This is a genomic window from Paenibacillus glucanolyticus, from assembly GCF_037333485.1.
Taxonomy (GTDB): domain Bacteria; phylum Bacillota; class Bacilli; order Paenibacillales; family Paenibacillaceae; genus Paenibacillus_AQ; species Paenibacillus_AQ glucanolyticus.
In genome coordinates this window covers 6440322-6454026 of record NZ_CP147845.1, presented here as the reverse complement: position 1 = coordinate 6454026, position 13705 = coordinate 6440322, and the positions used below count along the sequence as shown (strand labels likewise).

At 51.2% G+C, this 13705-nt stretch carries 13 protein-coding genes; 9 read left to right on the top strand and 4 right to left on the bottom strand.

Features of this window, described 5'->3' with window-relative positions:
* The first annotated feature begins 61 nt into the window (after nt 1–61).
* The 7 genes from WDY75_RS29600 (at nt 62) to WDY75_RS29570 (ending at nt 6234) form a co-directional block, all read left to right on the top strand.
* Nucleotides 62–1243 carry a phosphoglycerate kinase gene (locus WDY75_RS29600; protein WP_006207584.1) on the top strand — a complete coding sequence of 394 codons (1182 nt, stop codon included), beginning with the start codon at nt 62–64 and terminating at the stop codon, nt 1241–1243.
* A gap of 76 nt (nt 1244–1319) precedes the next feature.
* On the top strand, nt 1320–2072 hold the full coding sequence (tpiA, locus tag WDY75_RS29595) for a triose-phosphate isomerase (protein ID WP_006207585.1): 753 nt from the start codon (nt 1320–1322) through the stop codon (nt 2070–2072).
* Nucleotides 2073–3617 (top strand): 2,3-bisphosphoglycerate-independent phosphoglycerate mutase, encoded by a 1545-nt coding sequence (gene gpmI / locus WDY75_RS29590; protein ID WP_006207586.1) that lies wholly within the window; start codon nt 2073–2075, stop codon nt 3615–3617.
* Nucleotides 3618–3665: 48 nt separating this feature from the next.
* A complete protein-coding gene (gene eno / locus WDY75_RS29585; protein ID WP_006207587.1) occupies nt 3666–4955 on the top strand; it encodes a phosphopyruvate hydratase in 1290 nt (429 codons plus the stop codon).
* A 242-nt stretch (nt 4956–5197) separates the two neighbouring features.
* Nucleotides 5198–5389: a hypothetical protein gene (locus WDY75_RS29580; RefSeq protein ID WP_063478278.1), complete on the top strand. Its 192-nt coding sequence runs from the start codon at nt 5198–5200 to the stop codon at nt 5387–5389.
* Between the two features lie 111 nt (nt 5390–5500).
* A complete protein-coding gene (locus WDY75_RS29575) occupies nt 5501–5992 on the top strand; it encodes a serine hydrolase (RefSeq protein WP_063478279.1) in 492 nt (163 codons plus the stop codon).
* Nucleotides 5993–6072: 80 nt separating this feature from the next.
* Complete coding sequence (locus WDY75_RS29570) at nt 6073–6234, top strand: hypothetical protein (RefSeq protein ID WP_231887972.1); 162 nt, start codon at nt 6073–6075, stop codon at nt 6232–6234.
* 161 nt (nt 6235–6395) lie between these two features.
* Here the strand turns inward: WDY75_RS29570 and WDY75_RS29565 are convergent, their stop codons facing one another.
* The 3 genes from WDY75_RS29565 to WDY75_RS29555 all read right to left on the bottom strand — a co-directional run bounded on the left by WDY75_RS29565 (nt 6396) and on the right by WDY75_RS29555 (nt 9228).
* Nucleotides 6396–7520 carry an NADH:flavin oxidoreductase gene (locus tag WDY75_RS29565; RefSeq protein ID WP_063478280.1) on the bottom strand — a complete coding sequence of 375 codons (1125 nt, stop codon included), beginning with the start codon at nt 7518–7520 and terminating at the stop codon, nt 6396–6398.
* Between the two features lie 116 nt (nt 7521–7636).
* Nucleotides 7637–7948, bottom strand: coding sequence for an ArsR/SmtB family transcription factor (locus tag WDY75_RS29560; RefSeq protein WP_006207592.1), 312 nt, complete (start codon nt 7946–7948; stop codon nt 7637–7639).
* Nucleotides 7949–8295: 347 nt separating this feature from the next.
* Nucleotides 8296–9228, bottom strand: a complete 933-nt coding sequence (locus WDY75_RS29555) for an ArsR/SmtB family transcription factor (RefSeq protein ID WP_006207593.1) — start codon at nt 9226–9228, stop codon at nt 8296–8298.
* Nucleotides 9229–9375: 147 nt separating this feature from the next.
* On the opposite strand from WDY75_RS29555, the gene WDY75_RS29550 reads away from it, so the two are divergent.
* Both WDY75_RS29550 and WDY75_RS29545 read left to right on the top strand, forming a co-directional pair.
* Nucleotides 9376–12156, top strand: coding sequence for a glycoside hydrolase family 2 protein (locus tag WDY75_RS29550; protein WP_063478281.1), 2781 nt, complete (start codon nt 9376–9378; stop codon nt 12154–12156).
* A 375-nt stretch (nt 12157–12531) separates the two neighbouring features.
* Entirely contained in the window at nt 12532–12588 is a 57-nt protein-coding gene (locus tag WDY75_RS29545) for a putative holin-like toxin (protein ID WP_228029912.1), read from the top strand.
* 326 nt (nt 12589–12914) lie between these two features.
* Here WDY75_RS29545 and WDY75_RS29540 read toward each other — a convergent pair whose 3' ends face one another.
* Nucleotides 12915–13577, bottom strand: coding sequence for a M50 family metallopeptidase (locus WDY75_RS29540; RefSeq protein ID WP_006207595.1), 663 nt, complete (start codon nt 13575–13577; stop codon nt 12915–12917).
* Nucleotides 13578–13705 lie beyond the last annotated feature (128 nt).

The following is a 13705-nucleotide window of genomic DNA, read 5'->3' as shown; positions in this document are numbered from 1 at the left end:
GAAACGGGAGCAACTGCATGCTGTCGGTGAGGAGAATAGTTTTCTTAGGAGGAACGTGGAGATGAACAAGAAAAGTGTACGTGATGTAGAAGTAAGCGGCAAACGGGTGTTTGTCCGCGTCGATTTCAATGTACCGCTCGAAGATGGTAAAATTACAGACGACACTCGTATTCGTGAGACTTTGCCGACGATCAACTACCTGGTGGAGCAAGGAGCGAAAGTTATCCTGGCCAGCCACATGGGTCGTCCCAAAGGAGAGGTCGTTGAATCTTTGCGCCTGACTCCGGCAAGCGAACGTTTGTCCGAATTGCTCGGCAAACCGGTAGCCAAAGCGGATGAAGCGGTAGGGGAAGCAGTAAAAGCACAAGTAAACCAGCTGCAAAACGGCGACGTGCTTGTGCTTGAAAATGTTCGTTTTTACCCTGGTGAAGAGAAGAATGATCCGGAACTTGCGAAGCAGTTCGCAGAGCTTGCTGATCTGTTCGTGAACGACGCGTTTGGTGCTGCTCACCGTGCGCACGCTTCGACAGAAGGTATTGCTCATCATCTTCCGGCTGTATCGGGATTGTTGATGGAGAAAGAGCTGTCCGTTCTCGGCAAAGCCCTTTCGAATCCGGATCGTCCTTTTACCGCGATCATCGGTGGATCGAAGGTTAAAGACAAAATCGACGTGATCGACAATCTGCTTACGCTTGCTGACAATGTCATCATCGGCGGTGGACTTGCTTACACGTTCTTCAAAGCTCAAGGCCATGAAATCGGTCAATCTCTGCTCGATAAAGAGAAGCTTGATGTTGCGCTCGGTTTCATCGAGAAAGCCAAAGAGCTGGGTAAAAACTTCTACCTGCCAGAAGATATCGTGGTTACGGACGAGTTCAGCGCAGATGCGAATACAAAGATTGTTGGCATCGACGGCATTCCAGCAGACTGGGAAGGCGTTGACATCGGTCCTAAGACTCGTGCCAAGTATGCAGAAGTGATCAAAAACTCGAAGCTTGTCGTGTGGAACGGTCCTATGGGCGTATTCGAAATCGCTCCGTTCTCAAACGGTACTCGTGAAGTTGCACAAGCTTGTGCGGAAACGGAAGCTTACACGATTATCGGTGGCGGCGATTCTGCTGCAGCAGCTGAGAAATTCGGTCTGGCTGACAAGATGGACCACATCTCCACAGGCGGCGGTGCATCTCTTGAGTTCATGGAAGGCAAAGAACTTCCTGGTGTTGTGGCACTGAACGATAAATAGATTTATGATATAAGAGGGTAGCAAGTGGATGAAGTTTGAACCCCGGCTCTTCGGGGGGAATAAAGGAGTGAATCGTGTGAGAACACCTATCATAGCGGGTAACTGGAAGATGTTCAAAACTGTTCCGGAAGCAACCGCATTTTTCGAAGATGTAAAAGGCAAAGCAGAAGTTGAAGGCGTGGAAAGCGTAATTTGCGCGCCGTTCACCACTCTTCCTGCTCTGGTTGAAGCTGCAAAGGGCACGAACATCAAAATTGGTGCACAAAATCTTCATTTTGAAGATAATGGTGCCTTTACAGGCGAAATCAGCGGTTTGATGTTGAAGGATCTGGGCGTGGATTATGTCATTATCGGACATTCCGAGCGTCGTCAGTATTTTGCAGAGACCGATGAGATCGTGAACAAGAAAGTACATGCGGCGTTCCGTCATGGTCTTCTTCCGATCGTATGTGTCGGCGAGAAGCTGGAAGAACGCGAAGCAGGCCAAACCAAAGACGTGTGCAAAGTACAGACTGAAGCCGCGTTCGCAGGTATTCCTGCTGATCAAGCCATTCATGTTGTTATTGCTTACGAACCTATCTGGGCTATCGGTACAGGCAAATCCTCAACAGCTGAGGACGCTAACGAAGTAATCGCTTATATCCGCGAACTCGTAAAAGGCCTGTATGGTGAAAGTGTCGCAGCACTGGTGCGTATTCAATACGGCGGCAGTGTGAAGCCTGAAAATGTAACGGAGTATATGGGACAAAGCGACATCGACGGCGCGCTCGTTGGTGGTGCAAGTCTACAACCGGCTTCCTACATCGCACTCGTTGAGGGGGCGAAGTAGATGTCAGCTCCAAGACCCGTAGCTCTGATCATCATGGACGGTTTCGGGCTTCGCAACACCGATGTGGGTAATGCGGTCGCTCAAGCGAACAAACCCAATTACGACCGGTATTTGAAGCAATACCCGAACACAACATTGACCGCTTGCGGCGAAGCTGTTGGCTTGCCGGAAGGTCAAATGGGGAACTCCGAAGTGGGTCACCTGAACATTGGCGCGGGCCGGATTGTGTATCAGGACTTGACTCGCATCACGAAGTCGATTCGTGAAGGAGAATTCTTCGAGAACGATACGTTGGTGGAAGCCGTTCGCGCAGCTAAGAACAACAGCAAGAAATTGCATCTGTATGGACTTGTGTCCGACGGCGGCGTGCACAGTCACATTGAGCATATGTTTGCGATGCTGGATCTTTGCAAGAAGGAAGATTTCCATGACGTATACATCCATGGCTTCATGGATGGACGCGACGTGGCACCGGACAGCGGTAAGCAGTTTGTTAAGGATCTGATCGCGAAGATTGAAGAAGTGGGCGTTGGCCAAATCGCTACACTCTCCGGTCGTTATTATGCGATGGACCGTGACAAGCGTTGGGATCGTGTCGAGAAAGCATACCGTGCTATGGTATACGGCGAAGGACCTCAATACACGGATCCGCTGAAAGCCATCACCGAATCTTACGAGAAATCGGTTTATGATGAATTCGTGGAACCGACCGTGATTGTGAACGGTGAGGGCGAGCCGGTAAGCCTGGTGGAGAGCGGAGATTCCGTTATCTTCCTGAACTACCGTCCTGACCGTGCGATTCAGCTGTCCCAAGTGTTTACGAATAATGATTTTCGCGGTTTTGAACGTGGACCGAAGTTCCCGCAAAACCTGCATTTTGTCTGCCTGACGTTGTTCAGCGAGACGGTGGAAGGCTTCGTAGCCTACAAGCCGAAGAATCTGGACAACACCCTCGGTGAAGTGCTGGTTCAGCACAACAAAAAGCAGCTGCGTATTGCGGAAACCGAGAAGTATCCACACGTGACGTTTTTCTTCAGCGGTGGACGCGATGTGGAGCTTCCAGGCGAAACGCGCGTACTGATCAATTCACCGAAGGTCGCGACGTATGACCTGCAGCCGGAGATGAGCGCTTATGAGGTGGCGGATGCTTGTGTGCGAGAGATCGAAGCGGATAAGCATGATGCGATCATCCTGAACTTTGCGAACCCGGACATGGTAGGTCACTCCGGTATGCTGGAGCCAACAATCAAGGCTGTTGAAACCACAGACGAATGTGTTGGAAAGGTTGTCGAGGCTGTTTTGGCAAAAGGCGGGGTTGTTCTGATCACCGCTGACCACGGAAATGCGGACATGGTATTTGACGAGAATGGGCGTCCATTCACAGCGCATACCACGAACCCGGTTCCGTTCATCGTAACGGATGAGAACGTAACGCTGCGTGAAGGCGGCATTCTTGCCGACATCGCACCAACGATTCTCGATCTGATGGGTCTGCCGAAGCCGGACGAAATGACGGGAACCTCCATGATTGCAGCACGGAAGTAAGTCGTTCATAATGGAACGTAAACATAACATTTAAAGGAGACTATACACATGACTATTATTTCTGACGTATATGCACGCGAAGTCCTTGACTCCCGCGGCAACCCAACCGTAGAGGTTGAAGTATACCTGGAATCCGGTGCGATCGGTCGCGCTATCGTTCCATCCGGTGCTTCCACTGGTATTCACGAAGCCGTTGAGCTTCGCGACGAGGACAAATCCCGTTACCTGGGCAAAGGCGTTCTGAAGGCTGTTGAGAACGTGAATGAAATCATTGCTCCTGAAGTAATTGGCATGGACGCTTTGGACCAACTCGGCATCGATAAATTGATGATCGCTTTGGACGGAACTCCAAACAAAGGCAAATTGGGTGCAAACGCAATTCTGGCTGTATCCATGGCTGTAGCTCGCGCTGCTGCAGACGCTCTGGATCTCCCATTGTATGTTTACCTTGGCGGATTCAACGCGAAACAGCTTCCAGTTCCTATGATGAACATCGTTAACGGTGGTGCTCATGCAGACAACAACGTGGACGTTCAAGAGTTCATGGTATTGCCTGTTGGCGCACCTAGCTTCAAAGAAGCACTTCGCATGGGCGCTGAAATTTTCCACAACCTGAAGTCCGTTCTGAAAGGCAAAGGCCTGAACACGGCGGTTGGTGACGAAGGCGGCTTCGCTCCTAACTTTACTTCTAACGAAGATGCATTGACTTCCATCATCGAAGCGATTGAAAAAGCCGGCTACAAGCCAGGTGAAGACGTATTGCTCGGTATGGACGTAGCTTCCACTGAATTCTTCAAAGATGGCAAATATGTTCTGGAAGGCGAAGGCAAATCCTTCACGCCTGCAGAATTCGTTGACTTGCTCGCTTCTTGGGTAGACAAATATCCAATCGTTACGATCGAAGACGGATGTTCCGAGGACGATTGGGAAGGTTGGAAGCTGCTTACCGAGAAATTGGGCAACAAAATTCAACTCGTGGGTGACGATCTGTTTGTTACCAACACCGAGCGTTTGGAAAAAGGGATCAACGAAGGTATCGGTAACTCCATCCTGATCAAAGTTAACCAAATCGGTACATTGACTGAAACATTCGATGCGATCGAAATGGCAAAACGCGCAGGATACACGGCTGTTATCTCCCACCGTTCCGGTGAGTCCGAAGACAGCACCATCGCTGATATCGCGGTGGCAACCAACGCAGGTCAGATCAAAACGGGTGCTCCTTCCCGTACCGACCGTGTGGCAAAATACAACCAATTGCTTCGCATCGAAGATCAATTGGGCGAACTTGCTCAATACAACGGCTTGAAGTCGTTCTACAACTTGAAGCAAAAATAATTGAAATAGAAGAAAGCCCAGCTCCTGCTTTTTGGGAGCTGGGCTTTTTTGCGTGTCATTGGGCGATGTCGAAGAGTCAAGGAAGGCTGCACCTTGGATGGGGGCTGTGGGGCGGTGCGAATATCGGCTCCGGTCGCTGTTAAAATCGGGAAGCTGGATGGATTAGGGTGAGGAAACTTCCCGATTTTAAAGGCGAACGCGTTGCTCCTCCACCGATATACGCACCTGAGTAGGGGAGAGATGTGCAGCCTTTTGCAGCCCATCGCTGGGGAGTGCAAAGAAAGCCCAGCTCGGCTTGGTCGCATGAGCTGGGCTTTTGGGTGGAGGAGGGGGAGAAAGGGGAAGGGCGGCGCACTCTGTTATCGTGCGGTGGGGCGGTGCGAATATCGGTTCCGGTCGCTGTTAAAATCGGGAAGCTGGATGGATTAGGGTAAGGAGGCTTCCCGATTTTAAAGGCGAACGCGTTGCTCCTCCACCGATATGCGCACCTGAGCAGGGGTAGGTGTGCAGCCTTTTGCAGCCATCGCAGGGGAGCAAAGAGCCCAGTGCAGCTTGGTCGCATGAGCTGGGCTTTTGGGGTGTGGGTGGGGAAGGCTAGGCAAGGCAAGGGAGGCACCTTGGACGAGGGCTGTGAGGCGGTGCGTATATCTCTTCAAAAGCATTCAATTGATGAACTTGTGGAATGGATATCTTCTCTTCCCATGGAGTCAGAGGTTCCGACGAACTTTAGCTATTCGAACTCTGGCTACATTCTGCTGGGCAAAATCATCGAAACCGTCAGCGGCTCCACGTACGCCGATTTTCTGGAACGGGAAACATTCGGCCCTGCGGGCAAGAAGGATTCCGCCCTTGAATCCAGCTCGATCTTATCTAACCGAGCGAGCGCTTATGAGATGACGGCGGAGGGAGAACTGCGGAACGCTCGTACCTCGACATGTCCAACGCTTATTCGGCCGGGGGCATTGTCTCTACCGCTAGAGATCTGCATATGCTTAACTGTGCACTGGATGAGGGGAAGCTGTTGTCCGGCGATATGACGGTCAAGCTATTCTCTTGGGACGGGCAGTAGCCTTACCGTTATGGCTGGAATAGAGCAAGCATCGGGGCCAACCGGACCATGGCCTTCCATCATGGCGGGATTAACGGTTACACGGCTTCCTATCTAAAGCTGCTGGATCAAGAAATCGCGGTAATCGTGTTAAGCAATGTGTCGACCATGCTGACCTCAACGTTAGCGGGCGTGATCGTGAACGCACTTGGCGAAGATTCCCTATTGTAATAGATGATGTAATACATGAAGACCAAACTCTCCTGGGAGAGCTTGGTCTTTGTTTATGTACACAGCAAAAAAAGCCGGTAGAAGACTGCGGTCCTCTTCCGGCTTATGATGGATATTTCGAAGGCCTAATGCAGCCCAGGTCTATAGGGGCCAGAACAGCATTAAACCAGGGTATTCAAGGATTCCGGCGTGAATGGCTCAAGCTCGTCGAAACGTCCGTCGCGTACCTTGGCAGCCCATTGCGGATCAGCCAGGAGAGCACGACCTACGGCAACGAGGTCATATTCATGTTTCTCAAGGCGGTTCAAGAGCTCATCGATGTCCTTGTGACCAGCACCCTTGCCTTGGGTAAAGAGGCTGGTAAACACTTCATCGAGGCCAACAGAGCCGACGGTGATGACCGTTTTTCCTGTCAGTTTCTTAGCCCAACCGGCAAAGTTCAGCTCAGAGCCTTCGAATTCAGGCTCCCAGAAGCGGCGTGTCGAGCAGTGGAATATATCGACACCTGCGTCCGACAGCGCGGTTAACAACTGACCCAGTTTTTCAGGCGTATCTGCGAGCTTAGCTTCGTATTGGGTTGTCTTCCACTGGGATAGACGGATGGCAACAGGGAAGTCCGGACCTACCGCTTGACGTACGGCTTTCACCACTTCGATCGCAAAGCGGGCACGCTTCAGCATGTCTCCTCCATACTCATCGGTACGCTGGTTCGTTCTTTCCCAGAGGAATTGATCGATCAGGTATCCGTGGGCACCATGGATTTCTACTCCGTCAAAGCCAATGCGTTTAGCATTCGCAGCAGCATCCGCATAAGCTTGAATGACTTGTTTGATTTCATCTATGGTCATCGGCTTAGTGACGAGGTTGCCTTCCAGGTCAAGTCCGGATGGTCCGATCGGAAGTGCCTCCGGGTTTGGCTCGGCGCCCACCGGACGGGTCATGCCGATGTGCCAAATCTGCGGTATGATCTTGCCGCCAGCCTCATGAACCTGACGTACGACCTCGGCCCAGCCGTTCAATGCGGCTTCACCGTGGAAATTAGGTATATTGGGGTTATCGGTAGCTGCCGGGTGGTCTATCAGCGTTCCTTCGGTAATGATCAATCCGACGCCATTCTCTGCACGCTGACGATAGTAAGCCGCCACATTCGGGCCCGGTACGCCATTCGGGGAGAAGCCGCGGGTCATGGGTGCCATCACCACGCGGGATGAAAGAGTCAGGTTTCCGATTGTATAAGGCTCGAAAAGAGCCTCGGTGGATCGGGTGTTTTGATTTTGGTTGCTCATGTATGGAATCCTCCAATATCTCTAATATGTTTTTCTGCATTTTCATAAAAATAGATATATATAATGAAAAGAAAGAGCTTGTAGGCTTCCTTTATGGTGATAATGCTCGTTTAAGCCTATAGCTCTTTCTTGAGTTGTTCGATAAAACGCGCGATACCCTCCTCATTACGTCTGTAATATGTCCACTGGCCCGAGCGCCTGGATTCCAGCAGACCTGCCTTTTGCAATTTGACCAGGTAGCCAGAAACGACCGACTGTGCAAGCCCTGTTTTCTCTGAAATGGAGCCGACGCAGACACCGCCCTGAAAATCGCATGTAGAAGGCATGTGCTTCTGCGGATCAAAATGTTCCTCCGGATGCTTCAGCCACTCCAGAAGTTTAAACCGGGTCTCGTTTGATAGTGCTTTGATGGTTTGTATGGTATCCATATGCTCATTATATCTATTTTTATAGAAATGTAAATATAAACTTTGGGAAAATAACTAAAAGAAAAAAAGACTATTCCCAGGCCAGCCCAGGGGTTGACATGGAATAGCTTTTATTCAGGTTGGGGTTGAGCCCAAGAAAAATGATTGAATTTAGCCATGGATACACGGTGAGGCTGAACCGTCAGCGATGTTTACAGGCCAATGTTGTGATTGCCAAGGCTTGTTTTTTGCATCATCTTGGCTGCGGGATGCTCCGTGTTGGTAGAGCCCCGGAACGAGACCTGTCACTACAAGGTCATCCATACCGCAGATGTGTTTCACGTTAGTTTTTCCGGCAGCATCAACTGTCAGGCCTCCGTATACCGCACAAAAGACAGGGTGATATCCTGCGGATGATCCCCAAAACCCGAACCGTACAGATTCAGGCCGTTCGGGTATTCGGCGTCTTCCTTCACCTCAAAGCGGACGCGAATCGGCCGGTTGAAGGCGAGTCCCAGCGAATCTATGGTGGTCGCGCCTACCGCTTGACCGTCGACTTGGCTGCCTGTTGCGGTTACGCGCCATTCCGTCAGCATGCCGTATTCACTGCCGCTTCTCCATTTATCCGGCGTGAGTTTCCCTTTGCGATCACCAAAATCGCCAGGGCTTCTCCAGGTGCCTACAGGGAGATCGTTAATGCTGACGGTTATATCGGATGGCCAATCCTGCTGGAAGGAAGGCGCTTCGGAGCTGAGCTCCGCACGGATGCGCAGTTCATCGAGAGCGGCTCCGGGCGGCATGGGATTGGCAAAATAATATTCGATATATCCGGATCCCGAGAACCAGAGCAGCGCGGCCTCTGTTCGTTCCGGCATGTAAAAGGCGCGCGGATCGTCAGGCGATCCGATCAGAGAGCCATCCCGAGCCGCCATGCCGCAGGTAGGCTCGATCGAGCAGTGGGAGAACATGCCGATCGGCATGTGGATCTCTTCCGTGCGCTGCAGCCCCTCGCCCGGCTTTGCGGGCAGTTCGAGAAAAATGGAGCGGCAGGTAACGGCGCAGATTTTTTCCCGGTTGGCACCTTGCGAAGAGACGATCAGGTCCGCCTGCTCCAGCATCTGGACATTAATGGATACCGTAGGCTGCGCAATCCCAAGCGCTTCGGCCAATTGACCGACACTCATCGGTTTATCGCCAAGCGCTTCAAGAATGCGCACACGGACATCACTGGATAAGGCTTTGGCTACTTCCACGATCCGGGATGCCGGATAACGGTTGGTTTCCAGCTTCGATTCGTTCATAATCCCCTTCCTTTACTGAAGAGATATAGTGACTCCAAGTGTACACTAAATTCGATATATTGTAAAAATATAATGTACATTGCAATTATTATATACAGGTGCTAGAATAGGGGCAAATTTAGAAAAAGGAAAGGTTGTGTTCGCTTCATGAAGTCTCCTGTAGCAACGCCCATCCGTACGGAAATTCCACGCCCGGAGTACCCGAGGCCCGATTATGAGCGGAGAGATTGGTTAAATCTGAACGGTCAGTGGTCGTTCCAGCTGGAAACAGAAGGATCCGATGATACTCAGCAGCATGCTGGCGAGGATGAATACATTTCCTTGCAAGCGGGCGATGCACGGTGTTTTGATTCCGAGATTACGGTGCCGTTCTCCTGGGTAAGCCCATTGTCCGGTGTTGAGCGTGATGTAAAGGGTGTCGGCTGGTACCGACGTTCCGTGAAGTGGGGGCCGGCCGAGAAGCAGTCTCGAATCTTCCTGCGGTTCGGCGCCGTGGATTATCTGTGCGATGTATGGGTTAACGGCAAGCATGTCGGCTCGCATCAAGGCGGGTACGGAACATTTGAGTTTGATGTGACTACGGTTTGGAATGCGGAACAAGACAATATTCTCGTGGTCCGTGCAGAGGACTATGATCATAACTATCAGGCCCGCGGGAAGCAGGGATATGGGGAGATCCGGGGAATATGGCAGCCGGTTTGGCTGGAGGCCCGGCCGCAAACCTACATGGAGCAAGCAACCTTCATAACTTCCCTCGATGGTCAGGTCGAACTGAAATCCAGGATTCAGGCGCATGAAGCAGGCACGGCGACACTTCATCTTTCTTTTGAAGAAGGTTCCATTACTCATCAGGTGGAGTGGGAGCTGGCAGAAGGGGTTAATGAGTGCACTACCGTGTTCCAGGTTAACGATCCGCAGCTGTGGAGTCCTGAAACGCCGCACCTGTATGAAGGGCAGCTGACTCTGTCGGGTTCCGCCGGTGATGATGTCGTGCATACTTACTTTGGGATACGCGAGATCGGGACGGCGAAGTTCGACGGTCGGGAGTACCGCTGGATCACATTGAACGGGAAGCCGGTATATTTAAACGGAACGCTGGACCAGTCCTATCATCAGACCGGGTTCTTCACCTACCCGACGGATACGGAGATGCAGGACGAGATCTATCTCATGAAGCGGCTTGGACTGAACTTCGTGCGGATTCATATTAAGCCGGAGGAGCCCCGCAAGCTGTATTGGGCGGATAAACTCGGCATTCTGGTGATGGAGGATATGCCGTGTTTTTGGGGCAACCCGGATGAGACAGCACGCTCAGCCTACGAGAGCGAGGCGCTTGAAATTATAGAGCGGGACCGGAATCATCCGTCTATTTTTTCCTGGGTGATGTTTAACGAAACTTGGGGGCTGCGCACGGACAGCGAATCCGCCGGCCTGACCGGGGGAGAAGGACAGCATCGATATTATCTCCCGGAGACGCAGGAATGGGTGCGGGAGAAGTACAGATGGGCCAAGGAGCTAGATCCGACCCGGATCGTTGAAGACAATTCGCCTTGCGCTTATGATCATGTGGAAACGGATATTAACACCTGGCATTTTTACATCAACGGGTATGAACCGCTGCGGAATCATATCGAGGAGATTGTTCAGAAGACGCATCCGGGTTCCGAGCATAACTATATCGGCGGCAATCAGCAGGGTGACGCTCCGCTCATGAACAGCGAATGTGGTAATGTGTGGGGAATTGACGGAGGAGCCGGGGACAGTGATCTGGCATGGCATTACCGTTACATGATCAACGAATTCCGGCGCCATGATAAACTGTGCGGCTTTGTATTTACGGAATTCCGTGATGTCACGAACGAGTTCAACGGCTATTATCGTCTTGATGGTACGGATAAAAAATTCGGATACGAGGACTTTGTGCCAGGTATGACGATAGCCGACCTGCACACGCCGGATTTCGTTGTGATTGACGCACCGCCTTGTCAGACGCTGGAGCAAGGAGACGCAGTATCCATACCGCTGCAGCGTTCCAGTTATTCCGATCAATATCATGGACAGAAGCTTATCCTTGCCTGGGAATTATCCTATGACCAGTTGGGTACGAAGGTCGTGGCTGATCAAGGATCCCTGGAGGTCGCATGGGACGGTTACGGTGTGGCGCCGCTGACCGAACTGCAGCTTCGCATGCCGGAGACCGATGCGGTTGCGATACTCGGCGTTCGTCTCCTGAATGGTGCGAACGGAGTCGTGACGCGCAACTTCACGACGTTTGACGTGCGCGGCGGAGAGGAGCAGTGCAATGGTGGAGCGGAAGCCAGAACGGTACGCATTCCGGTCAACACATTCCGTGAGCAAAGCTTCACCTATATGTGGGAGGCGCTTCAAGGAGCCAAAGTGAACGGCGGCGGAGAGGGACGATTCGTCTATGACGTGCAGCTGCCGGACCGTGAGGAACAGCCGCTGATCCGCGATATCGAGATTTTCTTTGAGGCTGGCGCCAAGCGATTGCTGGCACGAAATATCGAGGGTGCGCGGCATCGCAGCCACGGCATCGACTTCATGCACGGGGCATCGGCGGACGTAGAGTATAACCCGAGCACTTACTATATGACGGATGAAGAGCTGCATGAATCGCGTGTATCTGTTTGGGTAGACGATGTCAAAATCGGCGAGGCTGTGCTCGCGGATGATCCTGCCGATTGCCGAGGCGTTCTGTCGTGGCACTATCAGCCGGTTCATAACCTCTTGGAAGAGGCCGGTTCGTACGGCTACCTGTGCCAGGCGCAGGTGCCGGGAAGACTTTCGGCGAAGCTTGACCGCAAGCGCAGCTTCCGACTGGAGCTGCGAGCCGAAGAAGGCGGCATCAGTCTGTATGGACGGAATGCAGGCCGCTATCCGATCGATTTGTTGGTGCGGTGTCGGTGAGAGTGGTAGTTGAAGGATGAAGGATGTCACTCAGTTTTCAGGCACTTAATTGGATTATGTCAGAGATTGCGATAATTAATTCGTGTGAAGTATAAATAGAAAATAGGCAACCTGCCAGTAGTGGAACTACTTGCTGGGTTGCCCATTTTTTATGGAGTTCTATGTCCTAAGAATGGTTTGGGTGATTGGTATATACTGCCTTATATAGTCTTTTTTCATTACTCTTTTATCGTATTTTATGCTTGTTTGCGTATTAGATCGTCTTCGTTATGTTATAATTTTCTAGTACAATATACGGCTTATAAAGGCGGTCGGCTAATCTCCCAGAAGGGAGGTGATGCCCATGGAGGTCAAAGATGCACTTTCCTTTCCTTAATGTTCATGTTCGGCATGTTCATTCTGGCATTGCTCACCTACATGAAAAAGAAATAGACCGCCCTGCCTAAGGTAACGGTCTATTTTTCGACCTATCTTTCGTGGCCGACTGCTCTTTATGCAGTTTTTGTACTCTGGAGTCGTGTTCGCAGCACGACTCCTTACTTATTCTTACCTCAGTATAGCTCATTTTATAACGCTTTTATAGGTTTTATTTGTTTATTTTGATTTATACAATTTCCATGATGAGGGAGTTAATCCTCTTCCAAAGCGCAGTGAATTGTGACCCTTAGATCCATATGAGTAAAAAGTCGCTATAAAAAAAGCCAGTGCCATCCACATGTTGGATAACGCTGGCTTAATCTATATACCTTCCTTCACCCTCACCGCTTCTTCCAGAACAGCTGCAGCGCCACCTTTGCGCACCACAGGGAGAACAGCAGGAACAGCAGCGCCCAGACGAAGGCCGGGAGCACGGTCAAGTTAGCCAGGTTGGAGGCGTCGCCTGCTTGATTGGGCTGGGTCAGCGCCATGGTCAAGAGGGTGAGCGGACCGACCACGGATTCTTCGAGTACGAGAAAGGCGAGCAGCAGGTAATAGAAATTGCGGATCTTCTCGCCGAGAAAATAAAAGATCAGATTCACGATCATAAAAATAATCAGCCACCATAATCCGTAGCCGGTGCGAACGAAGAAAATAATCATGATGAGGGCAAGCACGGTAATGGTGATCAGGCCGGCGGCCTGTTTTTTCTTGGCGTAGCCGTAGAACATCAGAATGGCGAACAGGGATGCGGACATATAGCCTGCAAGCGAGACGACAATCGGGCTCCACCCGCCTGAAGCCAGCATGGAATAGGTTACACCGCTGTGATCGGGGTTCAGCTCAATGCTAAGTACCCGCCCTGACATAATAAGGGTCATCACGGCATGCCCCAGCTCGTGGATCATCGTATCCAGGATACGGAACCAGGAGGAGAAGGGGATCAGCCTCGTTAGAAAAGCTGCGCCCACTAGAAACAAGAGTGCTTTTAGCCATTTATTCATTCGAAGGTCCTTTCAGCGTAAAGTCATTCGCTAGACTATCATTCCGTCCATTATAATACAGATGAGAAACATGTGAAAATCGGGTAGACCCTTTCGGTTAAATGGTATAATTGAAGTTGTGACGGAGG